Source organism: Micromonospora cathayae, assembly GCF_028993575.1.
GTDB lineage: Bacteria > Actinomycetota > Actinomycetes > Mycobacteriales > Micromonosporaceae > Micromonospora > Micromonospora cathayae.
The window spans coordinates 6,735,519-6,759,630 of the sequence record NZ_CP118615.1; the positions used below are offsets into that span (position 1 = coordinate 6,735,519).

The 24,112-nt window shown below is 73.5% G+C and carries 20 protein-coding genes; 3 read left to right on the forward strand and 17 right to left on the reverse strand.

Going from position 1 to position 24,112, the window contains the following annotated elements:
• Nucleotides 1-42: 42 nt before the first annotated feature.
• Nucleotides 43-420 carry a hypothetical protein gene (locus PVK37_RS29610; protein ID WP_275031109.1) on the reverse strand — a complete coding sequence of 126 codons (378 nt, stop codon included), beginning with the start codon at nt 418-420 and terminating at the stop codon, nt 43-45.
• A 188-nt stretch (nt 421-608) separates the two neighbouring features.
• Here PVK37_RS29610 and PVK37_RS29615 point away from each other — a divergent pair, with 188 nt between their 5' ends.
• Nucleotides 609-1,370: a sulfite exporter TauE/SafE family protein gene (locus PVK37_RS29615; RefSeq protein WP_275031110.1), complete on the forward strand. Its 762-nt coding sequence runs from the start codon at nt 609-611 to the stop codon at nt 1,368-1,370.
• Nucleotides 1,371-1,425: 55 nt separating this feature from the next.
• Here the strand turns inward: PVK37_RS29615 and mctP are convergent, their stop codons facing one another.
• The 9 genes from mctP to PVK37_RS29655 all read right to left on the reverse strand — a co-directional run bounded on the left by mctP (nt 1,426) and on the right by PVK37_RS29655 (nt 11,295).
• Entirely contained in the window at nt 1,426-3,081 is a 1,656-nt protein-coding gene (gene mctP, locus PVK37_RS29620) for a monocarboxylate uptake permease MctP (RefSeq protein WP_275031112.1), read from the reverse strand.
• 58 nt (nt 3,082-3,139) lie between these two features.
• Nucleotides 3,140-3,445: a DUF3311 domain-containing protein gene (locus PVK37_RS31950; protein WP_423790969.1), complete on the reverse strand. Its 306-nt coding sequence runs from the start codon at nt 3,443-3,445 to the stop codon at nt 3,140-3,142.
• Nucleotides 3,446-3,638: 193 nt separating this feature from the next.
• Nucleotides 3,639-6,095, reverse strand: a complete 2,457-nt coding sequence (locus tag PVK37_RS29630) for a M14 family zinc carboxypeptidase (protein WP_275031114.1) — start codon at nt 6,093-6,095, stop codon at nt 3,639-3,641.
• A 121-nt stretch (nt 6,096-6,216) separates the two neighbouring features.
• Nucleotides 6,217-6,297, reverse strand: coding sequence for a putative leader peptide (locus PVK37_RS31955; RefSeq protein WP_423791120.1), 81 nt, complete (start codon nt 6,295-6,297; stop codon nt 6,217-6,219).
• A 91-nt stretch (nt 6,298-6,388) separates the two neighbouring features.
• A complete protein-coding gene (locus PVK37_RS29635; RefSeq protein WP_275031115.1) occupies nt 6,389-7,726 on the reverse strand; it encodes a bifunctional RNase H/acid phosphatase in 1,338 nt (445 codons plus the stop codon).
• A complete protein-coding gene (locus PVK37_RS29640; protein WP_275031116.1) occupies nt 7,723-8,460 on the reverse strand; it encodes a zinc ribbon domain-containing protein in 738 nt (245 codons plus the stop codon). The genes PVK37_RS29635 and PVK37_RS29640 overlap by 4 nt, the downstream gene beginning before the upstream one ends.
• Nucleotides 8,457-9,359, reverse strand: a complete 903-nt coding sequence (locus tag PVK37_RS29645) for a Nif3-like dinuclear metal center hexameric protein (RefSeq protein WP_275031117.1) — start codon at nt 9,357-9,359, stop codon at nt 8,457-8,459. Before PVK37_RS29645 ends, PVK37_RS29640 begins: the two co-directional genes overlap by 4 nt.
• 140 nt (nt 9,360-9,499) lie before the next feature.
• The gene (locus PVK37_RS29650; RefSeq protein WP_275031118.1) at nt 9,500-10,069 is read right to left on the reverse strand and encodes a flavoprotein; all 570 of its coding nucleotides are present in this window, start codon (nt 10,067-10,069) and stop codon (nt 9,500-9,502) included.
• Complete coding sequence (locus PVK37_RS29655; RefSeq protein WP_275031120.1) at nt 10,066-11,295, reverse strand: helix-turn-helix domain-containing protein; 1,230 nt, start codon at nt 11,293-11,295, stop codon at nt 10,066-10,068. The genes PVK37_RS29650 and PVK37_RS29655 overlap by 4 nt, the downstream gene beginning before the upstream one ends.
• A gap of 230 nt (nt 11,296-11,525) precedes the next feature.
• Between PVK37_RS29655 and PVK37_RS29660 the strand changes: the two genes are divergently transcribed.
• Entirely contained in the window at nt 11,526-12,194 is a 669-nt protein-coding gene (locus PVK37_RS29660) for a bifunctional DNA primase/polymerase (RefSeq protein WP_275031121.1), read from the forward strand.
• A 505-nt stretch (nt 12,195-12,699) separates the two neighbouring features.
• Here the strand turns inward: PVK37_RS29660 and PVK37_RS29665 are convergent.
• From PVK37_RS29665 to PVK37_RS29685, 5 genes are read right to left on the reverse strand one after another with little or no spacing between them, the layout of a single operon-like run.
• The gene (locus PVK37_RS29665; RefSeq protein ID WP_275035278.1) at nt 12,700-13,419 is read right to left on the reverse strand and encodes an FAD:protein FMN transferase; all 720 of its coding nucleotides are present in this window, start codon (nt 13,417-13,419) and stop codon (nt 12,700-12,702) included.
• 43 nt (nt 13,420-13,462) lie between these two features.
• On the reverse strand, nt 13,463-14,059 hold the full coding sequence (locus PVK37_RS29670) for an FMN-binding protein (RefSeq protein ID WP_275031122.1): 597 nt from the start codon (nt 14,057-14,059) through the stop codon (nt 13,463-13,465).
• A gap of 13 nt (nt 14,060-14,072) precedes the next feature.
• Nucleotides 14,073-15,491 (reverse strand): ferredoxin reductase family protein, encoded by a 1,419-nt coding sequence (locus PVK37_RS29675; protein ID WP_275031123.1) that lies wholly within the window; start codon nt 15,489-15,491, stop codon nt 14,073-14,075.
• Entirely contained in the window at nt 15,488-16,855 is a 1,368-nt protein-coding gene (locus tag PVK37_RS29680) for a DUF1501 domain-containing protein (RefSeq protein WP_275031125.1), read from the reverse strand. Before PVK37_RS29680 ends, PVK37_RS29675 begins: the two co-directional genes overlap by 4 nt.
• A 20-nt stretch (nt 16,856-16,875) precedes the next feature.
• On the reverse strand, nt 16,876-19,107 hold the full coding sequence (locus tag PVK37_RS29685; RefSeq protein WP_275031127.1) for a DUF1800 domain-containing protein: 2,232 nt from the start codon (nt 19,105-19,107) through the stop codon (nt 16,876-16,878).
• A gap of 474 nt (nt 19,108-19,581) precedes the next feature.
• On the opposite strand from PVK37_RS29685, the gene PVK37_RS29690 reads away from it, so the two are divergent.
• Nucleotides 19,582-19,839 (forward strand): DUF3040 domain-containing protein, encoded by a 258-nt coding sequence (locus PVK37_RS29690; RefSeq protein WP_275031130.1) that lies wholly within the window; start codon nt 19,582-19,584, stop codon nt 19,837-19,839.
• A gap of 83 nt (nt 19,840-19,922) precedes the next feature.
• Here the strand turns inward: PVK37_RS29690 and PVK37_RS29695 are convergent, their stop codons facing one another.
• Together PVK37_RS29695 and PVK37_RS29700 are read right to left on the reverse strand one after the other, a co-directional pair.
• Nucleotides 19,923-20,999, reverse strand: coding sequence for an SWIM zinc finger family protein (locus PVK37_RS29695; protein WP_275031133.1), 1,077 nt, complete (start codon nt 20,997-20,999; stop codon nt 19,923-19,925).
• Nucleotides 20,996-24,067: a DEAD/DEAH box helicase gene (locus PVK37_RS29700; RefSeq protein WP_275031134.1), complete on the reverse strand. Its 3,072-nt coding sequence runs from the start codon at nt 24,065-24,067 to the stop codon at nt 20,996-20,998. The genes PVK37_RS29695 and PVK37_RS29700 overlap by 4 nt, the downstream gene beginning before the upstream one ends.
• Nucleotides 24,068-24,112: the final 45 nt, after the last annotated feature.

The window sequence follows — 24,112 nt, forward strand, 5'->3', positions numbered from 1 at the left end:
GAAAGGCGCTCGTGTCGGCCACGACCAACCAGGCCCGCACGTTCAGCGCAGGACCGGGACGGCGGCCACTGCCACGAACAGGAGTGCCGGCGCGGCGGCGACGGTGCCGAGCACGATGCCCGACGTGATCCGGCTGCTCGTCAGGAGCTTCTTGAGCAGTGTCAGGCCGACCAGCAGGGTGCCGAAAAGCACTGGCGCGCCGATGGTCACCCCGAAGATCCACATGTCTTCCTGCGGCGAGTTGCCATGGTTCACCCGCATTCCGGACTGCCGGTCGACGAGGACAAGGAAGCCGACGACCACCAGGCCGTGCCAGGCGAGCAGGACCAGGTACGCGAAGATCCGGTTCGCGGCCGATCGGCTCCCGGGTGGTGCCGCCGGGCTCCGGTCTGCGGTGTCCCGCTCGCCAGCGTTCCACACGTGGCTGCTCCTCAACCGGCGGTTCGAGCCGACGAAAACCACCCTAGTTGATTCATATCGATCATTAGCCAGAAAACAACAAGTAGCAAACTGCCCATAGACGAACGAGGTGGTTGAACGCCGTTGGTCGTATCCACCATGCGCCGGCCGACCGGGACGGTGGTGGGCGGCGGTAGTCTCGGCACGCCATGGACTTCTCCGACGTCGCGCTGCTGCTCGCGGCCGGTCTCGCCGCGGGTACGGTCAACGCGGTGGCCGGCGGCGGTTCCCTGATCACCTTTCCGGCGTTGCTCGCCGCCGGGCTGCCCCCGGTGCCGGCGAACGTATCCAACTCGATGGCGGTCTCCCCCGGCTACCTGGCGGCCGTGGCCGGCAGCTGGCGGGACCTGCCGCCCCGGCGGGCGGTGGCGACGCTGGTGCCGACCGCCGTGCTGGGCACGGTCGGCGGGACGCTGCTGCTGTTGAACACCCCGGCACGGGCCTTCGAGCTGGTCGTACCGTTCCTGGTGCTGGCGGCGACGGCGGTGCTGGCGTTCCAGGACCCGCTGCGCCGGCTGGTCGGCCACCCGCGCGACCTGGGGCCGCGTCGCGGGACGGTCACCCTCCAGGCGATGGTGCTGCTCGGTTCGGTGTACGGGGGGTACTTCGGCGCGGCGCTGGGGGTGATGCTGGTGGCCGGGCTGGCGCTGGTGCTGGACGAGACCCTGGCCCGGGTGACGGCGCTGAAGAACCTGCTGTCGGCCGTGGTCGGGGTGACCACGGTGGTGATCTTCGCGGTGTTCGGGCCGGTGAACTGGGTGGCGGTGGCGGTGGTCGCGCCGGCCACCCTGGTCGGCGGGTACGCGGGCGCGCGGCTGGTCCGCCGACTGCCGCCGGCGGTGCTGAAGTCCCTGATCGTGGTGTTCGGTACGGCGATCGGCTGTTTCCTGCTCTACCGCGCGCTGCGCTGAGCGGCGACGGGGACCCGTCCCTGACGGGTGTAGGGACGGGTCCCGTACGGGCGGCTCAGGCGACCGGCTCGCGGGCGGAGTCGGCGTCCCGGTCCGGGCCGGGGGTGACCCGGGCGTCGCCCTCGTCGGCGAAGTAGTCGTCCGGTTCGGTGCCGTCGGCGCCGTCGGCCACCTTCGCGGCCCGCAGGACGAGCGTGACGACGGCGGCGACGACCAGGTTGACCAGGACCGCGACGATCCCGACGTAGATGGTCTTCCTGGTGTCGACGCCGAACTCGGCGAGCGGGAAGGCGGAGCCGCCGAAGTGCTTCCGGCCGTTCGCGGGGTTGGGAATCTGGTAGAGCATCCACATGCCCAGCCCCATGCCGGCGGCCCAGCCGGCGATCAGCGCGCCCCGGTGGAACCAGCGGGTGTAGAGGCCGAGCGCTACCGCCGGCAGGGTCTGGAGGATGATCACACCGCCGATGAGTTGCAGGTCGATGGAGAACTGCGGGTCGAGGAAGACGATGCAGGCGACCGCGCCGACCTTCACCACCAGTGACGTGATCTTGGAGACGTTGGCCTCCTGGGCGGGGGTGGCGTCCCGCTTCAGGTACTCCTTGTAGATGTTGCGGGTGAACAGGTTCGCCGCCGCGATCGACATGATCGCCGCCGGGACGAGCGCGCCGATACCGATGGCCGCGTACGCCACCCCGGCGAACCAGTCCGGGAACTGCTGGTCGAACAGGACCGGGACCACGGTGTTGCTGTCGACCGTGCCCTCCTTCGCGCCGGGCAGCGGTGCCACGTCGGCCGCGATCGCCATGTAGCCGAGCAGCGCGATCAACCCCAACAGCAGGCTGTACGCGGGCAGCGCGGACATGTTCCGCTTGATCACGTCCCGGTTCCGGCTGGCCAGCACGCCGGTGAGGCTGTGCGGGTACAGGAACAGCGCCAACGCCGAACCGAACGCCAGGGTGACGTACTGGAGCTGGTTGTTGGCGTTCAGCAGGATGCCGTCGTTCGGGTTGGCCGAGGCGGCGAACTTGGCGTCCGCCGCGTCGAAGATCTCCCCCCAGCCGCCCAGCTTGTACGGCAGCCAGAACACCGCCACCAGGATGACGATGTAGATCAGGGTGTCCTTGACGAAGGCGATCAGCGCGGGCGCGCGCAGCCCCGACTGGTACGTGTAGGCGGCGAGGATGGCGAACGCCACGATGATCGGCAGGTGCCGGGCCAGGGCGTTCTCCCCGGTCACCCCCATGGTCTTCAGTACCGCCTCGATGCCGACCAGTTGCAGCGCGATGTACGGCATGGTGGCGACGATCCCGGTGACCGCGATGAGCAGTGCGAGCACCGGCGAGTCGAAGCGCTTGCGGACGAAGTCGGCCGGGGTGACGAAGCCGTGCCGGTGCGACACCGACCAGAGCCGGACCAGCACCAGGAACACCATCGGGTAGATGACGATGGTGTACGGCACGGCGAAGAACCCGGCCGCGCCGGCCCCGAACACCAGCGCCGGCACCGCGACGAAGGTGTACGCGGTGTAGAGGTCACCGCCGACCAGGAACCAGGTGATCCAGCCGCCGAAGCTGCGGCCGCCCAGCCCCCACTCGTCCAGGTGGGCCATGTCCTTCGGGGCGCGCCACCGGGCGGCCACGAAACCCATCCCACTGACCAGCAGGAACAGCACCGTGAAGACGACGATCTCGGTGAGGTGGTCGCGCCACATCAGCACACCACCTGCGTTCGCGACTGCGGGGCTCGCAGGCCCGGCTCGCTCCTCGCGCTCACCGGCTGCCACCCCGTTTCCTGGTCATCCGGTACACCAGCGTGGTGGTGGCGACGCCGAGCAGGATGTACGCCAACTGGAGCCAGTAGAAGCGCGGGAAGCCGAAGATCCGGGGCTGGTCGCTGTTGAACAGCACCGGGATCAGCGGCACCACGATCGGCACGAAGAGCAGCCAGTTCCACGGGCTGTGGTCCTTGGCCCGGGAACGCGGCGCACCGGGCGGTGTCGTGCCTGGTGACGGCGGGTCGGGCGGGGTCGCGCCGGGTGGTGGCGGGGTGGGTGGCTCCGGTTCGGGTGCGGCCATGGGACCACCTCCGGGGACGTCGTAGCGACCAGTGACGGACCGGAGGTTATCGATGTTGTGACCGCCGTCACCCGCTACCGCGAGTCACTGCGCCGAGCGGCGTACCGGGTGCGCCGAGCGGCATCGCCCAGCGGGACGGAAGGGCCCGGACCGGTCGGCGTCCGGGCCCTTCCGTCGGCTCAACCGGTCGGGGTCACCGCCGGGCGGCCCAGAGCACGGCCCGGCCGAGCTGCGGTTGCAGACCCTTGGGGTGCAGGCGGAACGTCGGGTCGGTGCCGAACAGCACCACCCCGTTGCCGGCCGGCGACACGGTCCGCACGATGCTGGCCTGGCCGGCAGCGGCGAGCTGCCCGTTCACGCCGCCGGTGGCCCACCAGCCGGCGAGCAGCGGATCGGCGGCGTACGTCTGCTCGACCTCGACCCCGGCACCCAGGTTGGTGAACCAGACCGGCTGGCTGACGAACGCGTGCGGGATGGCCGAGCCGGTCACCGGCCCGCCCTGGTTGACGATGTTCGCCACTCCGCTGGCCAGGCCGGGTGCGGCGGTGGCGGTCACGCTGAGCAGCCCGGACGCGTTACCGAAGGACGCCCCGGGGGTGCCGAGGCCGACCACACCGCCGCCCCGGGCGAGGAAACGGTCCAGGGCCGCCCGGTTCTCGACGGTCAGGTTCGCCAGGTTGAGGTTACCGGCGACGAGCAGCACGTCCACGTCGTCGGTCAACGTGCCGGCCAGCGTGGCGGCGGTCACCGCCCGGGTGGGGAAGCCGAGTTCGGCGAGGGTGTCCCGTTCCTCGACGGTGCCCAGGTAACCGACGACGACCCGGTCCAGCGGGGTACCCCGCCAGCCGTCCGGGGCATCGGTGAAGGTGACTCCCTGTGCCCGGACCTCGGCACGGGCCAGTTTCCGGTTGGCCGGGGTACCCGGCACCACCACCGACCCGTCCGCGAGCCGGTACACCGCGACGCCGGCGTCCAGCAGCTTGTTGACCGTACGCAGGTCGGCGGCGTCGCGCAGGTCGAGCCGCAGGTCGGCACGGCCTGCCGGCAGGTCGCCCTCGGCCTGGCCGTCCCAGGTCCGCTCCAGCTTCACGTCGGGCAGGGTGTCCCACAGGGTGTCGACGGTGGCCCCCCAGGTCAGTCCCTGGCTCCAGGCCGCCGGGCCGGCGTACAGGTCGTTCACCCGGTCGGTGATGTCGGCTCCCGGTTCGAGCAACGAGTTGACCAGGCCCCGCTTGGGTTGGTGCAGGTCGATCACGTACGAACCGGCCGGGTAGCGCTTCCCGTCAGCGGTGAACGCCTGCTTGGCCCGCCACACCCGGCCACCACTGTCGATCAACAGGTCGACCAGCCGGGCGGCGGCGGGACCGGACCGCTGGCCGGCACCGGTCGGGATCACGTACGCCCGGGGGAAGGTGGTGCGGTAGTCGTCCTCCGGTCCCCAGCCGGGCACGAAGCCGTCCGGGACGTCGCGCAGCGGTTCACCGGCCCAGCCCCGGCGGTAGACCTCGGCCTGGTCGTGCAGCACCTCGGTCCGGTGCTCCTGGATGTACCGCAGCGAGGTGCGGATGGCCACCTCGTGCACGTCCGTGTTGATGCCGGAGCGACGGACCCGCTCGGCGGGGGTGAGGTTGCCGCCGCGCGGGTTGAGCGGGGCCTCGATGGTGTACGGGATGCTGCTCTGGAGCAGCGCGAACGACGGTACGTAGATCGGCGGGAAGTCGTCCCACACACCCGGCGCGTCGTCCCGGAACGGGATCCGGGCGCGCTGGGTCTCGGCGTACCCGAGGCCGCGCAGGTCCTGCTCGATGGCCAGGGCGTTCGGCAGGGCGTGCTTGATGAACAGGTCGTACTCGTTGTTGACGTTGTGCGGTGGGGTGCTCGGGTGCAGCAGGGTCGGGCTGACGTACCCGTGCAGATCGAGAGTGATGATCGGCTTGGTGTCGACGATCAGGTCGCGGATCAGGGCGGTCTCGGGCTGCGCGACGATGGTCAGGTCCCGGTTGAGGTCGTACCCGTTGCCGTTGGCCCGGGTGCCGGCGACCCGGCCGTCCGGGTTGGCCGTCACGTTGAACACCAGCCGGTTGCGTTCCAGCAGCTCGGCGACCTCGGGGCTGGTGCTGGTGGCGAGATCCTCGATGACCCGCAGCGCCGCGTCGGTCCCCTCCCACTCGTTGCCGTGGATGTTGGCGTTGACGAACAGCGGGGTCTTGTAGTGGGCGAGCAGGTCGCGGTCCTGTCGGGCCCGGACCGGCTCGTCCTCGATGAGGCGCTTCCAGGCTTCCTGGCGGCGCGCCTCGGTCCGGGTCTCCGGGGCGGTGACGGTGACCGCGTAGAGGTCGTAGCCGCCGGCGGACTTCCCGGCCACCCGCGCCGAGACCCGGTCGCTGGCACGCTGGAGGGCGTTGAGTTTCGGTGCGATCTCGTCGTACGGAAGAACGCCGATCGGGATGGACGCGTCGGCCGGGTTGTCCGGCCAGACCGGCAGCGCGTTCTGCTGCGGCCATTCGCGTACGTGGGCGAGATCGACGGGGCGGGACGGCACCTCGGGCAGCGCGGAGGCGGCGGCCGGCCCGGCCGGGGCCAGGGTGGCGAGGAGCGCCACACTCACCACGGTGGCGGCAAGTCGAGGTAGGTGTCTTCTGGGCAGCACGGAGCGGTCTCCTGTCAGGGGAGATGGGCGCGCAGGCGGACACGCCACGGGGCCGGAGACCCGTGGCGGGGCAGAGGTGTCGGCGATGGTCGCGCGAGAGAAGGTGCGGAAGGACCCGGCGTCAGAGGGAGCGTCGACAGGCGGCGCTGGCGACGCGCAGGAGGTCGATGTGACCCCGCTTCGTCAGGTGGATGCTACGCACGAATCTGATCTTCGGCCTGGTCAGGTGCGGCTGTCAACGGTTCGGCCCGCCCCCCGCACGGAAATCCCAAATCCCTCCCGCCAGGTGGGAATTACCCGATCTTGGCGAGGTGGGCGGTGTCGTTGACCGAGCGGACGGCGACCCCACCGTCGGCCCAGACGTCGAGCACCGAGATCCCGGCCGGGTCGAGGTAGAGCCGGTGCAGGAGGGCGTCCCCGGCGGCCAGCGCGTCCCGGAGCAGAATCTTGATCGGGGAGACGTGCGAGACCACCACCACGGTCTGGCCCGGGTACCGGTCGAGCAGCCCGGCCCGGGCCCGGTCGACCCGGGCGGACACGTCGACGAAGGACTCGCCGTCCGGCGGGGCCACCGCCGTGGAGGCCAGCCAGGCGTCCAGCTCGCCCGGCCACTCCTGGCGTACCTCGGCGAACGTGCGTCCCTCCCAGGCACCGAAGTCACACTCGACCAGGTCGTCGAGAGTCCGCACCGGGACACCGCCCAGCGCGACGGCGATCGGCCGGGCGGTGGCCGTACAGCGGGACAGCGGTGAGCTGACCACGGCCGCGACCTCCGGCGCGAGGGCGGCCACCCGCGCGGCGGTGGCCCGCGCCTGCTCCCGGCCGACCACCGACAACGGCACGTCACCCCGGCCGGAGTAGCGGCGCTGCGCGGTCCACTCGGTCTGGCCGTGCCGGACCAGCACCAGCCGGGTCGCCTCGGTGGTGCCGCGCGGCTCCCAGGAGGCGGGCGCGGTCGCCGGGTCGGTACCGACAGCGGCCGGGCCGGCCTGCCCGCCGTCGGCGGGCAGGCCGGTCGTCCCGCCGCCGGCGGAGGCCGGAGCAGGAGCGGCGGCGGGACGGGTCTGGGCGCGGGCGGCGGCCTCGCGGGCGGCGGCGCGGGCCGGCGAGTCGGGGGCGGCCACCTCACGCGAAGGCTCGCCGGTACGTGAAGGCCCGGCGGTACGCGAAGGCTCGCCGGCCCGGGACGGCGCGGCGGGGGTGCCCTTCGGGGCGCGGCCGGCGGCGACGTCCATCGCGGCGTTGGCGAGCGCGTCGGCGTGCCGGTTGCGTTCCCGGGGGATCCAGGTGAACGTCACCGCGTCGAACCGGCGCACCAGCGCGGCGGCCTCGGCGGCCAGCGGACGCAGCCCCGGGTGCTTGATCTGCCACCGGCCGCACATCTGCTCGACGACCAGCTTGGAGTCCATCCGGGCCTCGACCCGGGACGCGCCCAGCTCGGCGGCGGCGGCCAGCCCGGCGATCAGACCCCGGTACTCGGCGACGTTGTTGGTGGCGGTGCCGATCGCCTCGGACCGCTCGAGCAGCACCTCGCCGCTGGCCGCCTCGCGGACCACCGCGCCGTAGCCGGCCGGGCCGGGGTTGCCCCGGGAGCCCCCGTCGGCCTCGACGACCACCTCGTCCAGGCTCACAGGCCGGATTCGTTCGTGCGGACCATGATCCGGCGGCACTCCTCGCAGCGCACCACCTCGTCCGGGGCGGCCTTGGCGATCCGGGCCCGGTCGGCCCCGGACAGGTCGAGCCGGCAGCCGCCGCAGCGTCCGCCGCGCAGCAGCGCCGCGCCCAGCCCGGTCGACTCGCGGATCTTGTCGTACAGGGTGACCAGGTCGGCCGGGAGGTCGGCGGCGAGCGGCTGCCGGCTGGTCCGCTTGAACTCCTCCTCCTTGGCGATCTCGGCCAGGGTGGCGTCGCGCCGCTGCTCGACCCCGGTACGCCGGTCGCGGGCCTCGGCCAGCCGCTGCGCGATCCCGTCGAGGACGGACTGCGCGGTCTCCCGCTGCTCCATCAGCTCCAGTTCGGCGTCCTCCAGGTCGCTCTGCCGACGGTTCAGCGAGGTCAGCTCGTGCTGGAGCGCCTCCAGCTCGCGGGCCGGGCCGCTGCCGGCGGCGAGCCGGTCCTCGTTGCGGCGCTTGCGGGTCCGGACCTGGTCGACGTCCTTCTCGATCCGGGCGATGTCGCGGTCCAGGTCGTCCACCGCCACCTGGGCGCGGACCCGCTGGTCCTCCAGGGTGGACAGCTCCCGGGCCAGGGCGTCGAGTTCGGCGTGCTCGGGCAGGGTCCGGCGGCGGTGGGCGAGCTGGGCCAGGGAGGTGTCGATGGCCTGGAGGTCGAGCAGGCGGCGTTGGACTGCCGGTTCAGCCTTCACGGTCGGGGCTCCTTGTCGTCGTCCGCGGCGGGGGGCGGGATGCTGCGGTCCACCGGCGGGGTGGGGCTGTCGGCGTGCACGGTCCACGGGTCGGTGTCCAGGTCGGAGACGTACGTCTCGACGCCCGCCGCCCGCAGGTGCCCGGCCAGGTCGTCCAGCCAGGGTCGTTCAGTGGCCCAGTGGGCGGCGTCCAGCAGGGCCGGGCCGCCCTCGGCGAGGTGCTCGCCGGCCGGGTGGTGCCGCAGGTCGGCGGTGAGGAAGGCGTCCACCCCGGCGGCCGTGGCGGCGGTGAGGAACCCGTCGCCCGAGCCACCGCTCACCGCGATGGTACGCACCTCGCGGTCCGGGTCGCCGGCGGCGCGTACCCCCCAGGCGGTCGGCGGGAGCACGGCGGCGGCGTGCCGGGTCAGCTCGGCCAGGGTCATCGGCCGGGGCAGCTCGCCGATCCGGCCGATGCCGCGCCCCTGTCCGTGGGCCGGGCTGCCCGGGGCGGCCGGGTGCAGCGGACGGAGCCCGGTCAGGCCGAGCCGGGCGGCGAGCGCGTCGGAGACCCCCGGGTTCGCCACGTCGGCGTTGGTGTGCGCCACGTACAGCGCCACGTCCCGCTTGATGAGCTGGTGCACGATGCGCCCCTTGAAGGTGGTCGGGGCGACCGAGGACACTCCGCGCAGCAGCAGCGGGTGGTGCGCGACGATCAGGTCGGCACCGACGGCGAGCGCTTCGGCGACCGTCTCCGGGACCACGTCCACCACGCAGGCGACCCGGCGGACGACGGCGGTGGGCTCGCCGAGCACCAGCCCCACCCGGTCCCACGGTTCGGCCCAGGACGGCGGGTACCGCCGCTCCAGCACGGCCACCACGTCGGCCACCGTCGGTGGCGGGGATCCGGTTGTGCTCACGGCGGGCCAGCTTACCGGCGTCGGGGCGTCGACCCGGTGCCACCCGGCGTACCGGCCGGTCGTTGCGCGCGCCGCCGCAGGAGTTGGCAGGGGTGCCCGGCCGCACGTGCAGCGGCGGCCGGGCACCCCCGTGCACCGGATCAGGGGGCGGGGCAGAGCCGGGCGCGCAGCGCGCCCACCGGCAGGTGCCAGGGGAAGGTGTGCAGGTGCCGGTCACCGGTGCCGGGCGGATGCAGCCGGTACACGTCGTCACCGAAGAGCACCGTCACCCCCCACTCGCGGAGCCGGTCGAGCGCGGCCCGGAAGGCCGGGTGGACGGCCATCGCGTCGTTGGTGAACGGCACCGCCACGATCGGCAACCCTCTGCCCTGCGCCTCGACCAGCAGGCCCAGGGCGAGCGTGTCGGTGATCCCGGCGGCCCACTTGTTGACCGAGTTGACCGTGGCCGGGCAGACCACCAGCGCGTCCGGCGGGGGCAGGACGTCCGGGTCGCCCGGGTTCTTGTAGCTGGTGCGTACCGGATGACCGGTCTGCCGGGCCAGCGCCGCCGCGTCGACGAACTTCGCCCCGTCGGGCGTGGCGACGACGCAGACCTGCCAACCGTCGCGCTGGGCCAGCTCGACCAGCCGGTCGACCCGCCCGGCCAGCGGCGAACCGCAGACGATCACGTACAGCACCTGGTGGCGGTCGTTCACTCCGACCGCGTTCATATTCCGACTCCCATGTGCTCAGCCAACTCCGCGATCGGCGCGGACGGCGCACCCCGTGTGCGACGCAGGATGTCCGACATCACCTCGTGGGCGATCGGCCGGCACCGGATCTCCGACGGGGCGAGCCGGTCGCCCCGGACGAGCATCTCCCCGGCGGCGGAGACGTCGCCGATCTGGGCGAAGCCCCGGGCGATGTCGAGCATGTGGTGGGCCCGCCGCTCCGGCAGCAGCCCGTTGAACGACGGCGGGTCGATGGCGAGGTGGGTTTCCACGGCCCGGCCGCCGTCGCCCAGCTCGACGGCGGCGGCGGCCCGGTGCAGCTTCAGGTTGGTCGGCCCGAAGCAGGTCCAGTAGTGGTTGTGGTCGCCGCCGAGCCGGTGCGCGGCCTCCTGCGCGCCGTCGAGCAGGTCGTCCACGGTGGCCGAGTCACCGGTACGGGCGGCGGCCATCGCGGCCTGGAGCAGCAGCAGCCCGTACACCGAGAGGCGCTCCGGGGACGCGTCGTTGCCGCCACCGGGCGCGAGCCGGTTGGCGATCCGCAGGTTCAGCTCCAGCGCCGAGCGGGCCCGGCCCATGGCGAGCAGCGCGTTGCCGACCCGGGTGGTGGCGATGCCGGCGAGGAGTTGGTCGTCGGCGCGCTGGGAGACCGCCATCGCCCGGTCGGCGGCGAGCCAGGCCAGCTCGGAGTCGCCGAGCTTGCGCAGCACCGAGGAGGCGATCTGGTACACCTGGCCGAGCAGGTGGGCCGCCTCCCGGCTCTGGTCGTCCGCGCCGTACGCGGCGTCGGCCGCCTGGGCGTCGCGCAGCAGCTTCGGCAGCGCCCGGGTCAGCATCCCGTACCGGCCGTACTGGTAGGTGAGCCAGGCGTGGTTCACCGCCTTGCGCATGTCGCTGAGCATCGGCGGGTACGGCGCGGCGTCGAAGTAGGCGCTGAGCGCGTCGTACCGCTCCAGGGCCGCCCGGATCTGGTCGACCTCAAGCTGGTCGATGCAGTTCAGCGCGTCGCTGCGACGGTCCGGGTCCTTGCCGAGCAGCAACTGCACGTCGAGCTGGAGGATGTCGGCGATCTCGTAGAGCACCGAGAACTTGTCGAGCCGGCGTACCCCGCGTTCGATCTTGTCGACCCAGCTCTTGGACTTGCCCAGCCGGTCGGCGAACACCTGCTGGGACATCTTCCGCCGTCCCCGCCAGTAGGCCACCCGCCGCCCGATGGGTAGTTCGTCCATGTCGCTGCTCCTCCCCTACCCGACAGCATTCCGGCAGCAGACCACAGGATCGGTTGTCCGTCAGTGTCGGGTTTTCGCTGGTCGCACAGCTAGTGCGGCCCCCTTTCGGCGGAACCTCATAGCTTTCGTGCAACTTGCATCGGTCGTGTTGTCACGAGAAACGATCGCCGATGACGGCGGTGACGGAGCCTGCGGCCCGACGTGACACACCAGACGCTGAGAGGAGCGATATGTGGGGAACCGTCGGACCGCGCGTCGTCCATCTGTCACCCCTGGAACGGGTGCGGCTACGCCGGATCGCGGTCCGGTACGCGCTGCACGGCTGGGAGGTCACCCCCGGTGCCTGCCTGGCCCGCAGCCGGTTCGTCTGCGGGCGGGCCGGCTGCCCGACCGTGGGCTGCCACCCCGCGCTGGAGAACTGGGACCTCGCGGCCACCACCGACCCGGCCCGGGTGGCCATGTGGTGGCACACCCGCCCGCACGGGGTGCTCCTCCCCACCGGTCGCGCCTTCGACGTGCTGGAGGTGCCGGCGTACCTGGGACGGCAGGTGTTCGAATCGATCCGCGCCCACCCGGCGGACCGGGCCCGCGGCCCGATCGCGGCCACCCCGACCGGGCGCTGGATGTTCCTGGTCCGCCCCGGTGACCCGCTGCGGCCGGAACTGGACCACTGCTTCCACGTCGTCCGGCATGGCGTCGGCTCGTGGATTCCCGCCCCGCCCACCCGGCTGCCGGAGGGGCCGGTGCGCTGGGCGCTCGCCCCCGAACAGGCCCGCTGGCGGCTCCCCGACTCGTACCTGGTGCAGAACGTGCTGGTCGACGCGTTGCGTGCCACCGGGATCGCGCTGCCCGCCGAGGCGCTCCCCGGCAAGCTCCCGCTGCCCCGCCGCGGCTACTGAGCTTCCCCGCCAGGTCGTCCCCTGGCCCGGCGCGGCCGCTGCGCCCCGGCCCCGCACGGCCGCTGCCACCTGGCCCGGCGCGGCCGCTGCGGCCCGGCTCCGCTGGCCCCGGCCGGCTATCGGCCACCCCGGCCGGCTACTGCCTACCGGGTCCCGGTCCGGGTCGCCACGTCCCCGCCGGTCGCGGACTCGTTGATCCGGGCGACGGCGCGGTCGGCACCGGCCCGGTGACACACCGACCGCCGCGCGCCACGATCGGGGGAACGACGCTCATGGACGATCCGGCCCGCCGCCCCGACGGGGCCGGCCCACCACCGCACCACCGGCGACCGTACCGCCGGCCGGGAAGCAGACCGACCGGTTCCCGGCCGGGCCGGCCACGCCCGCTGGGCGTCCGACCCGTCGGCAGCCGCCCGCCCCGCTGACGTAAGCCCATCTGACGTAAGCCCAGCTGACGTACGCGCAGGTCGGCGCGGACGGCGCGGCGGACCGCGCCAACGTGCCGTCAGGCCAGCGGCAGGTCGGGCGAGCAGCGGCAGCGACCGGCGTCGGTGACCACCGCGTACCCGTACCCGGCCAGCGCGTCGAGCCAGGCCGGCCCGGCCGGACCCATCGCCATCGCGGCGGTGGCGTACGCGTCGGCGACCCCCAGGTCCGGGCCGGCCACGGTCACCGACCGCAGCCCCCGGGCGGGGGTCCGCTGCCGGGGGTCGAGCACGTGGTGACCGCGTTCGTACACCCCGGAGGTGGCCACCGCCAGGTCGGTGCCGGTGACCACCAGGCAGGTGGCGGTACGGTCCCAGGGGTGCTGGACGCCGATCCGCCACGGCCGCCCGGTCGCCGAGTGCCCACGTACCCGGACGTCGCCACCGGCGTTCAGGCAGTGGTTGGCCGCGCCGGCGGCGAGCAGCCGGTCCGAGGCGACCTGGGCCGCCCAGCCCTTGACGTACCCGGACGGGTCGAGCGGCCCGGTGGCGTACACGTCGAAGAACCCGTCGGTGGCCCGCCACAGGTCGGCGCAGCGCTCCAGCACCAGCCGCAGGTCCGCAGACGCGGCGGCGAGCGGCAGCTCGCCCCGGTCGAGGCGGCACACCTCGCTGTCGGCCCGGTACGTGCTGAACCGGGCGTCGACCTCGCGCAGCCAGCCGAACACCTCGTCGGCCAGCGCGTCGAGGGTGGCCCGGGACAGGTCGTCGGCCAGGTCCAGACTGATCGGCGTACCCATGACCTGCTCGACCCGGCGCAGCCCGGGACGGGCCGACGGCATGTCAGCGACGGGCGGCGTCGATGGCGGCCTGCAACGACTGCTGGTACGCGTCGCTGGTCGCGGTGGCCCCGGAGACGGTGTCCAGGTCGGCGTCCTGCCGCTGGACCACCTCCCCGTCCGGGCCGCTGTACCGCTTGTTCACCGAGGAGCTGCGCCGGTCGGACTCGGCGGTCTCCTCGGGCAGCTCCAACGCCTTCACGTCGACGATCCGGGTGCCGACCAGGGTGATCTGCACCTGGACGTTGCCGTACTCGTTGCCGACCACCGGGCCGGTCACCGTCCGCCGGCCGGTCGACGGTGGCGCGGTACTGCGGCGGGGCGCCGGCGCGGTGGTGGTGGTACGGGCGGCGGGGGTCCGGGTGCTCCGGCTCGGCGTGGGCCGGGCCGACGCGTCGTCGTCGCTGCCGGTGGCGGTGGCCCGGGGCGCGGTGGCCGTCGGGCGCGGCACCGGCGCGGACCCGGACGGCGCGGGCACCACCGGTGGGCGCTCCGGGGCGGCCAGCCCGGCGACCGGGGTGGTCTCCGGGGCGCCCTTGAGCACGACCAGTAGGGTCGTGCCGGCCGCCAGGCCGGTGACGGCGAGCAACGCGCGACGCATGCGGGGCACCTTCCTACAGCTCGAACGTGGCGAGGTGGATCTGCCGGCGCGGCACACCGGCCCGGCGCAGCGCCCGGACCGTCGCCTCGACCAGGCCGGGCGGACCGCACAGCCAGACGTCCCGTTCGGTCAGGTCCGGCACCAGTTGGCGCAACCCCTCGGGGCTCATCATCTGCCGGGGCCCGGGGTCGTGCCGGGAACCGATCACGTACCAGACGTCGGTCTGCCGGGCCTCCGCCAGCCAGTCCAGCTCACGGTGCAGCAGCACGTCGTCGGGGGTACGGGCGCGGTAGATCAGGGCCGCGCCCGGCGGCAGTTCCTCCAGCAGCGCCCGGATCGGGGTGATGCCGCTGCCGCCGGCGATCAGCAGCGCCCGGTCGCGGGTGCGGTGCGCGGCGGTGAACGTGCCGGACGGCCCTTCCGCCCAGACCCGGGTGCCCGGGGCGAGGTTACGCAGGTCGGCGGTGTGCCGGCCGACCACCTTGACGGTCAGCCGCAGCCAGCGCCCGTTGCCGGCCGCCGACGGGGAGAACGGGTGCGCCTGCCACCAGCGGCCCGCGGTGAGGAACCGCCAGCGCAGGAACTGCCCGCCGGCCAGGTCGAGCCGGTCCAGCCGACGGCCGGTCAGGTAGATGGAGACGGTGTCCCGGCTCTCCGCCACCACGTCCGCGACCCGCAGGTCGTGCCGCAGGTTGAACCGCAGCGGCAGCACCAGCCGGCCCCACACCAGGGCGGCTGCCACCAGCAGGTACGCCACGATCCAGCCGGTGCGGACCGGGCCGGGCCGGAACAGTTGCTGGCCGTGCGCGAACTGGTGGCCGAAGCCGAGCAGCAGCACCAGGTAGCTGCTCAGGTGCAGGTGGTGCCACAGCTCGTAGGGCAGGGCGGTGCGGATCGCCCGGACGCCGGTGAAGCCGAGCAGCGCCAGGATGCCGGCGGCGACGAACGCGCCCACCATGTCCTCGTAGTCGCGCAGCAGGATGCCGGCCTCCGCCAGCACCGACTGACGCTGGAGCCGGGCGTACCCGGTGAGGGTGAACGAGACGTGCGCGAGCACCGCGACCAGCAGGGTCACCCCGATGTCGCGGTGCCAGCGGGTGATCTGCTCGGTGCCGAGCCGGCGTTCCAGCACCGGCAGCCGGCTCATCAGCAGCACCTGGACCAGCAGCAGGTAGCCGGCGACCAGGCCGGTGATCCGGCCGGCGGCGGTCAGCGTCGCGGTGGTGGTGCGCAGCGACTCGTCCGGCGTCTGCAACCACCAGGGCAGCACGGCCAGGACCAGCCCGGCCCAGAGCACCGCGAGCACCGCGCGCCGGCCGGCGGGGCCGCGCCGGGCCGGCACCCGCGGGGGTACGACGGCAGCCGACCGGCCGCCGGACCGGGACGGGGTCCCGCTGCGGCGGCCGGCGGCGTGGGTGCCGGGGTACGTCACGCGTACAGCTTGATCGGGGTGTACTTCATCCGGGGGAAGATCTTGTCCACCTCCGCGTTGGTCAGGCCGAAGCGGCCCTGCGCGACGGAACCGTACACGTTGAACATGTTGTTGTACTCGGGCACGTCCCCGCTGTCCAGGTCGTCCAGTCCGTTCCAGGTGCCGAGCAGCGAACCGGCGAGCTTGCGGCCGGACAGCACGGTGACCACGCCGCCGTGGCCGTGGTCGGTGCCGCCGCCGTTGGAGGCGACCCGCCGGCCGAACTCGCTGGACACCACGATGGTCACGTCGTCGGCCTTGTCGCCCAGGTCGGTGAAGAAGTCGGCCATCGCCTGGGCCAGCTCGTTGAGCCGCCGCCAGAGCTGGCCGCCCTCCCGGGTGCCCTGGTTCTCGTGGGTGTCGTAGCCGCCCATGCCGACGGTGGCGACCCGGACGTTCGCCCCACCCTTGATGAGCTGGGCGAGCTGCTTGAACGCGTTGCCGACGCCCCGGTACTCGATCCCCTCGGCGGCCTGGTACGGCTGCGCGGCGAGCTTCTGCGCGGTGGCGAGCGCGCCGAGCCCGTCCTGGACGGCCTCCTCGACCGGGTGGTTGATCCCGGTGAACAGCCCCTTGATCGCCTTCTCGGTGGCGGCCCGGAACTTCTCGTCGCCGTTGAGCCGCAGCGAGCCCACACTGTTCAGCGACAGCGCGCCGTTCGTGCCGACCAGCGAGCGGGGCAGCGTGCTGCCGATCCCGACGCTGCGGAACGCGGTGCCCTTGCCGAGCGCGTCCACCAGGCTGTCCAGCCAGCCCCGGCCGCCGGTCTCGCCGGGCAGGCCGCCCAGGTTGCAGGCGTCGGCGGCCTGGAAGTGGCTGCGGGACAGCCGCTCGTCGGAGACCGCCGGGACGAAACCGAGCTGCCCGGCCTTGAGCCACTTCTCCAGCGGGGAGAAGGCGCTGGTCAGTTTGAAGCCCCTGGCCAGGGCCAGGGAGTCCTCGCCGAGGGTCAGGTCGGGGCGGGCCTTGGTGAGCACCGGGTCGGACGCCGGGGCGACCAGGCTCAGCCCGTCCAGTCCGCCGTAGAGGAAGACGTGGATCAGGGTGCCGGTCTTGGTGGCGGCGAACGACGCCGAGGTGGTGACGAACTGCGCGGTGGCCAGCGCGGTGGCGGTGGCGGCGGCCCCGGCGACGAAGGTCCGCCGGGTCACCCCGCGACCGTCCTGCTGGGCCTCCTCCGCCGCCTCCAGGCGCAGGTAGCGGTCCCGCTCGGCGGCGTTCTCGGCGGCCACCACGTCGGCCTCGGCCCGCAGCAGCGCCTCCGCCGGGTCGTCCGCCAGCCGGCGCAGGTCCGGGCATTCGGGGTGCAGGGGGTACGTGTGCACAGTCTTCTCCATCGGGTGCCTCACCGGAGGTGGTGCTGGGGGGACGCGAGGATCGCCCGCGCGACGGCGGTGACGGCCCCGTTGAACGTGGCGTCGACCTTCGTACCGGCCGACACCCCGGCGACGCCGAGGATCAGCGCCTTCTCCTTCGCGGTCAGCTTCTGGTGCACCAGCCGCAGGGCGAGCGCGTCCACGTACGCCCCGGCGGTGGCCGGCGGTTTGGCGACCAGCTTCTCCGGCTTCACGTACGAGAACGCCTTGCGGTAGCCGTTGACGATGTCGCCGACCTCGTTCCAGCCGTTGACCATGGTGCCGGCCGACGTCCAGGCCAGGTAGACGTCCGGGTAGCCGTCCGGGGTGGGCTGCCCCATCGGGTACTGCCCCAGTTCGCGCAGCTTGTCGTGGATCTGCCGCAGCCCCCGGGCGTACGCGGTGCGCTTGTTGTCGTCGGCCTTGTAGTCCGGGGACGCCTCGGGCGAGACCCCGAGCACCCGGTAGCTGGCGATCAGGTACTCCATCGGGCGGCGTACCTTCTGCCCCACCGACGCCCAGAACTCCGACGAGCTGAACAGGGTCATCAGCACCGGCTTGATCAGGCCCTTGTTCGCCGTGTACGTCTTGGCGAGCCGGTCCACCAGGGTCTTCGGCGGGGTGTCCGAGACGAACCGGGTGGCCAGGCTCTGCGCGATGTACTTCGCGGTGGACGGGTGCAGCGCGATGTACCGGATGTAGGAGTCGATCACCGCGTCGGCCTGCTCCGGGTCCTTCGACGCGTTGGCGTGGCTGAAGCCGAGGATCTTCACCTTGCCGACGTAGTGCCGGTCGGCGCGGAACACGTACTCGCCGTCGGCGACGCCGCGTCCGGTCTGGAGCATCGCCGCCTGCCGGACGTCCTTCTCGGTGTAGCCGCCGTCGACCCCGACCGAGTACAGCTCCAGGTTCTCCCGGGCCAGGTTCTCGTTGACCGCGTCGGCGCGGGAGTCGTTCTGGTTCAGGTACAGCAGCAGGGCGGGGTGCTTGTTCGCGGCGACCAGCATCTCCGGGTAGCTGGCCAGCGCGTACTTGCGGACCACCTCGAGGTCGAACGAGTGCCGGTACACCTCACCGCCGTCGAAGTCGGCGGCGACGTGCAGGAAGTCGTTCCAGAAGTCGACCATCACCTCGAAGAGCTGCCGGTCCGACCAGATCTGCCGGGCGATGGTGGCGTCCACCATCTCCTTCTCCGGCTGCGCGCCCTTCTCGTTGAGCATGTCACGCTGCTCGCGCAGCTGCTTCGAGGTCATCCGCAGGGTGGGCAGCTCGCTGAGCTTCAGTTCCGCCTTGGTGGGGGCGATCTTCTCCGGGTCGAGCTGCCAGCGCAGCCAGGCGTCGATACCCATCCGCTTGATGTCGGCGAGCACCTTGGGCGTCGCGCCGAAGGTGGTCCGGGTGGCAAGGTGCCGGACCGGGTCCTTGGCGAGCACCGTCTTGACCGTCACCTCGGTCGCCTCGGCGGCGGCGGCCGGGCCGGCGAAGATCCGTCCGGTGGTCGGGGTGTTCTTCTTCAACGCCGCACCGGCCCGGGAGCCCATGTAGCTCTCGTTCTGCTCGGTGTAGGTACGCACCGTGCTGGGCTGCTGGCCGCTCGGGCGGGCCGCGTTGCCGTCGGTGACCTTCGTGCCGGTGGCGTCCCCGGCGACCGCCGCGTCCTCACCGAACAGGCCCCGGAACTGCGGGGTCATCGCCAGCGCCGCGCCTCCGGCGACCACCGCGGCGGTGCCGCCGAGCGCGGCCAACGCCTTGCGGCGGCTACCCCGCCGGCCGTGGTCGTCGTCATCGTCCAGGTTGGGCAGTCCCCGGTCGCTGCCGCCCGGGTACCCCTGCGGGCCGAGGCCCGCCGGGCCGACCCACTGCGGTCCGCGACGCGCCGGCTCGGCCACGCCCGGCCACGGGGCCTGCTGCGCCGACGGCTGCGGCTGCCCCGGCCAGGGCGCGTGGGCCGGCTGCGGTGCGGGGGCCGGCTGCTGCGGATATCCCGACTGGTACGGGTGTCCGGCCTGCTGGGGGTGGCCGGGCCAGGACGCGTACGGCGTCCGGGGATCGCCCTGCGGTCCGTCCTGTCCCCGGTGGTACGGATCGGCCGGCGGGTGACCGGCCGCGTGGTACGGCTGCGCCGGGTGCGGCTGGTGGTAGCCGTCCGAGGTGGGGTGCGGTCGCCCGTCCCAGCGGCCCTCGTCCCGAGGCCGGTGTGGAGGCACGTTCTGGTCGGCCATGTACCAATCCCGTTTTCTGCTTCAGGCGCCGCCGTGACCGGGCCCGGTCGATGGCACGGAGGTGGGCGGCTACTACCGAGTGGTTGCTCGTCGCCGAGCGGGTGCTACGGCAAGGTAACCAAGCGGTAGACACCCTTCAAGCAGGGCGGAAGGCATCCGGTGGGCCACTTAAGACACCGCTGAGCAGACCCGGCCGGGCCGGCTTTCCCGCCCTTACCGTGGCCGGCGTCCCCAGCAGGGCAGACACGCCCGTCGACGTCCCGAACGTGACGTTCGGCCGGTCCGGGGCGCTGTCCACCCCGGTCACCGGGCACAGTGAAACTTAAGGTTTCACTAAGCCGACACTGGGGCGGGCCGATCTCCCTGCTCTCCGGCCGCCCTCCACCCGGGAAAGAAGCAGCAGCAGGGGCGTGAGCCGCCACCGCAGCGGGTATGCCGCCGAACCGCTGAACCGCGTGAGGGGAAGGCACCGCCATGCTCAGCAAAGAGGATCAGCGCAGGTTCGAACAGATCACCCGACACCTGCGGGAGAGCGACCCGCAGTTCTTCGCCCGGCTCGACCAGCGGGCGCGGGCGCGTCGTGGCCGCTACCTGATGCTGTTGACGATCGTGCTGTGGGCCTCGTTGCCGGCGATGACCGTACTCGCCGGACGGGTCGCCGGGGCGGTCTGCGCCGTGGTGCTCCTGGTCAACTCCGGGCTCATGTGGCGCTACCGGCGCCGCTGGCTCTGACGCACCAGCCCCACCAGCACCAGCACCAGCACGGTTGCCGGCACCGTCGATCCCGCCCAGCACCGTCAGGACGGACCGTCGGGTCACGGACCCTCGTCGGGCCACGGGCCGTCGGCGGGCCACGGGCCGTCGGACGGGCTGTCGGCGGCGGTGCCGAGGCGACGGTAGGCGCGGCGAAGCCGCTCGGTCAGGCCGGGTCCACCGAGGGCGCTGCCGGGCGGTCCGAGTTGGCGGAGCAGCAGCTCCGGGCCGGTCGCCAGGGTCGGTGGCCGCTCGGGCAGCGGCACCGGTGGCACCCAGAACCGGTCCAGCAGGTCGGCCACCGGTACGGCGGGCAGGTCGGCCAGCACCCGGGCGGTGCCGGCGGCCCGTGGCCCTGCGCCCGGCCCACCGCCCGGGGTCGGCCCGACGGCGGCCCCCGTCCCCGCAGCGGCCGCCGTACCGGCAGCATCCGCCGGCCCGACGGACGACGACGGCCCGGCAGTGGTCGGGCCGGGGGTGGTCGACGGGCCGGGGGTGGTCGACGGGCCGGGGGTGGTCGACGGGCCAGGGGTGGTCGGGCGGGCGGCACGCAGGGCCCGGAGGCGGTCGAGCAACTCGGCCCGTTCCCGGCCGCGCCAGTGCAGCAGCCGGAACGGGTCGGCGTCGAACGCCTCGGCGAGCAGGTAGAAGGTGGCCGCCAGGTGTTTGCAGGGCACCGCGAAGTCGGGGCAGGAGCAGGTCTGGGTCAGCTCGTGCACGCCGGCCGGGAACAGCGGCGCGCCCGAGGCGGCGAAGAGTTCCTCCAGCTCACCCGGAAGGTCACCGGCGAGCAGCCGGGCGCTGAAGAACGCCTGCGCGGCCAGCGCCTCCTCCAGCCGGTCCCACAGCGGCTCCGGAAAGCAGGCCAGCTCGATCCGGACCTGGTACGGCTGCGCCCGGGACCCCTGCACCACGGCGGTCACCGTGCCGGGCGCGACCTCCAGGGTGAGCACCTGCCCGGCGCGCGCGTACGCCCGGCCCCTGGTCAGTCGGGTGCCGAGCGCGAAGGACTCCAGCACCTCCAGGAACCGGCGGGACCACCAGGACCGGCCGATCGCGCCCCGGGTGCTGCGCGCCCGCAGGCCGCCGGACACCCGACGGGGCGGCCCGTAGTCGGCGAACGGGTTGTCGCCGCTCACTCGACCACCGCCCCGGGGTCGAGGACGAACAGGTCCCGCAGCTGGTCGGTGGACAGCTCGGTGAGCCACTGCTCACCACTGCCGACCACCTTCGCGGCCAGGCCGCGCTTCTCGGTGATCATCGTGGCCACCTTCTCCTCGACCGTGCCCGCGCAGACGAACTTGCGGACCTGGACCCGCCGGCGCTGCCCGATCCGGAACGCCCGGTCGGTGGCCTGGTCCTCCACCGCCGGATTCCACCACCGGTCGACGTGCACCACGTGGTTGGCGGCGGTCAGGGTCAGCCCGGTGCCGCCGGCCTTGAGCGACAGGACGAACACCGACGGGCCGCCCGGGGCCTGGAAGCCGGTCACCATCTCGTCCCGTTCGGCCTTGCCCACCCCACCGTGCAGGAACAGCACCTCCCGGCCGAACCGGGCCGACAGGTGCCCGCGCAGCATCCCGCCGAACTCGGCGTACTGGCTGAACAGCAGGGCCTTCTCCCCCGCCGCCAGGACCTCGTCGAGGATCTCCTCCAGCCGGGCCAGCTTGCCGGAGCGGCCGGGCAGCGCCGAGCCGTCCCGCAGCAGGTGGGCGGGGTGGTTGCAGACCTGCTTGAGCTTGGTCATGGTCGCCAGCACCAGACCACGACGCTCGATCCCGTCGGCCGACTCGATCTTCGCGAGCATGTCGTCCACCACCGCCCGGTAGAGCCCGGCCTGCTCGGCGGTGAGGTTGCAGAGCACCTCCATCTCCAGCTTCTCGGGCAGGTCGGAGATGATCGAGCGGTCGGTCTTGAGCCGGCGCAGCACGAACGGACCGGTGATCCGGCGCAGCCGGGCGGCGGCGGCCTCGTCGCCGTGCCGCTCGACCGGTTCGGCGTACTTCTTGCGGAACGTGGCCGCCGGCCCGAGCAGGCCCGGATTGGCGAACTGCATGATCGACCAGAGGTCGGCGAGCCGGTTCTCCACCGGCGTGCCGGTGACCGCGATCCGGTGCCGCGCCGGCAGCAGCCGGACCGCCTCGGCCTGCCGGGTCGCCGCGTTCTTGATCGCCTGCGCCTCGTCGACCACCACCCGGTGCCAGGCCACGCCGGCCAACGCCACCGCGTCCCGGGCCGCCACCGAGTACGTGGTGATCATCAGGTCGGTGTCGTGCACCGCCTCGGCGAACCGCTCGCCCCGGGCCCGGTCCGCGCCGTGGTGCACGTGTACCCGCAGTTTCGGGGTGAACCGGGCCGCCTCCCGCTGCCAGTTGCCGACCAGCGACATCGGGCAGACCAGCAGGGTCGGCCCGGTCTCCGGCGGGTCGGCGGCGAGCAGGGCGAGCAGTTGCACGGTCTTGCCCAGCCCCATGTCGTCGGCGAGGATGCCGCCGAGCCCCAGCGACTGGAGGAACGCCAGCCAGGCCAGCCCCCGCCGCTGGTACGGCCGCAGCGTCCCGGTGAAGGTCGGCGGCGGGTCCAGTGGGGTGAGCCGCCGTTCGGCCTGGCCGGAGAGCAGGTCACCGAGGGCCCCGTCGGCGCTGATCTCCACGACCGGCAGCCCGTCCGGGGCGTCACCGTCGGCGAGACCGAGCCGCAGCAGGTCGGCGACGGTCAGCTCGCCGGAGGACCGGAGCAGCCGCAGACCGGCGGCGAGCCGTCTGGGGTCCAACTCGACCCACTGGCCACGCAGCCGGACCAGCGGGGTCTTCCGGCGCGCCAGTTCGGTCAGCTCGTCGGCGGTCAGCGGCTGGTCGCCGAGGGCCAACTCCCACCGGTAGTCGACCAGCGCGTCCAGGCCGACCCCGCCGGCGGTCGCGACGGTGCCCGGGGCGGTCCGGCTGCGGGCGGTCAGCCGCGCGCCGAGCCGGGCCGTCGGCCGCTGCCACCAGGTCGGCAGCAGTACCCCGAACCCGGCGGCGTGCAGCACCGGCGCGCCCTCCCGGAGGAACCGGTGCGCGCCCTCGATGTCCAGCGTCAACGTCTCCGGGGTGGCGGTGCGCAGCGCGTCGTCCAGGGCCGGCCAGAGCCGGCTGGCCCGGCCCAGCTCGGCCAGGAGGGTCTCCTGCGGGTCGTCGACCCGGTCCCCGAACACGGCCGCCCCGGCCGGGTCCCGCCACACCGTCGCGGCGTCGACCATCAGGTTCGGCTCGTCGGCGGCCTGTAGACCGAACTCGACCCGCCAGCTGTCCGGATCACCGCCCGGCAGGTCGGCGTCCGTGGGCAGGTCGGGGACGGGCGGCGGTGCGGCCAGGCGGAAGCTGGCCCGGACCGGGCTACCGACCGCGTCGCGCTGCCAGGCGTCCAGTTCGGCGCGGAGAGCGTCCCGCTCGGCAGGCTCGGCGCGGAAGCCACCCCGGGGGCCGATCAGCGCACGGAGCCAGCCGGCGACCGCGTCGCCCCGACCGGTCCCGGGCAGGCGCAGGTCACCCAGGGCGGCCCGGGCGGCGGCGTCGGTGAGCGCGTCCAACGCGTCGGCGACCACCTCACCCGGCCCGGCTGCCCCGTCGGCGCGGACCGACGGGGGCAGGGCCAGGGTGAGCGCCCGCGCCCAGCCGGCGTCCGCGCCGGTGAGCAGGGGATGCCAGGCGGCGACGCCGTGGTCCGGGTCGGCGCGGTCCGGGTACGCCGCCCGCTCGTCGTCCAGGACGACCGGAAGGACCCGCCCCCGGGCCACCAGGTCGGTGGCGAACCCGGCCAGCGCGGCGAGGTGCCGCAGGCCGGCCCCGGGCACCCCGGCGAGGGCGTCGATCCAGCGGAGCAGGGTGAGGGCGTCCGCCGGGGCGTACGTCAGGGTGGGCACCTGCCAGCGGGCCGGGGTGACCGCACCCCGCAGCGGGTCCACGGCGGCGGTGCGGACCAGTTCCGGCGAGTCGAGCGGTACGCCACCGCGGGTGGGCAGCACGAGCGGCGTGCTGCCGGCGGTGGCCGCCGTGGCGGCCGGCCCGAGCGCGGCGGTCAACGTGGCGTGGTCGGCGGCGAAGGGGTGCGGCCGTTCCCGGGGCGGGCGGCCGGGCCGGCGTGCTGGCCGGGCCGGCGCCGAGCTGGACTCCCCCCAGACGGCGAGCCCCACGCCCACCAGCCACGACCCGTGGACGACCAGCACCGTGCTCCCCTCGTCGACCCCTGGCGACAGGATAGTGAGGCGGCG

Bases quoted from the DNA above. Each gene is read 5' to 3' on its own strand.
- PVK37_RS29660 (WP_275031121.1), top strand. From the start codon at position 11,526: ATGTGGGGAACCGTCGGACCGCGCGTCGTCCATCTGTCACCCCTGGAA.
- PVK37_RS29650 (WP_275031118.1), bottom strand. From the start codon at position 10,069: ATGAACGCGGTCGGAGTGAACGACCGCCACCAGGTGCTGTACGTGATC.
- PVK37_RS29615 (WP_275031110.1), top strand. From the start codon at position 609: ATGGACTTCTCCGACGTCGCGCTGCTGCTCGCGGCCGGTCTCGCCGCG.
- mctP (WP_275031112.1), bottom strand. From the start codon at position 3,081: ATGTGGCGCGACCACCTCACCGAGATCGTCGTCTTCACGGTGCTGTTC.
- PVK37_RS29655 (WP_275031120.1), bottom strand. From the start codon at position 11,295: ATGGACGAACTACCCATCGGGCGGCGGGTGGCCTACTGGCGGGGACGG.
- PVK37_RS31950 (WP_423790969.1), bottom strand. From the start codon at position 3,445: ATGGCCGCACCCGAACCGGAGCCACCCACCCCGCCACCACCCGGCGCG.
- PVK37_RS29670 (WP_275031122.1), bottom strand. From the start codon at position 14,059: ATGCGTCGCGCGTTGCTCGCCGTCACCGGCCTGGCGGCCGGCACGACC.
- PVK37_RS29685 (WP_275031127.1), bottom strand. From the start codon at position 19,107: ATGGCCGACCAGAACGTGCCTCCACACCGGCCTCGGGACGAGGGCCGC.
- PVK37_RS29690 (WP_275031130.1), top strand. From the start codon at position 19,582: ATGCTCAGCAAAGAGGATCAGCGCAGGTTCGAACAGATCACCCGACAC.
- PVK37_RS29665 (WP_275035278.1), bottom strand. From the start codon at position 13,419: ATGGGTACGCCGATCAGTCTGGACCTGGCCGACGACCTGTCCCGGGCC.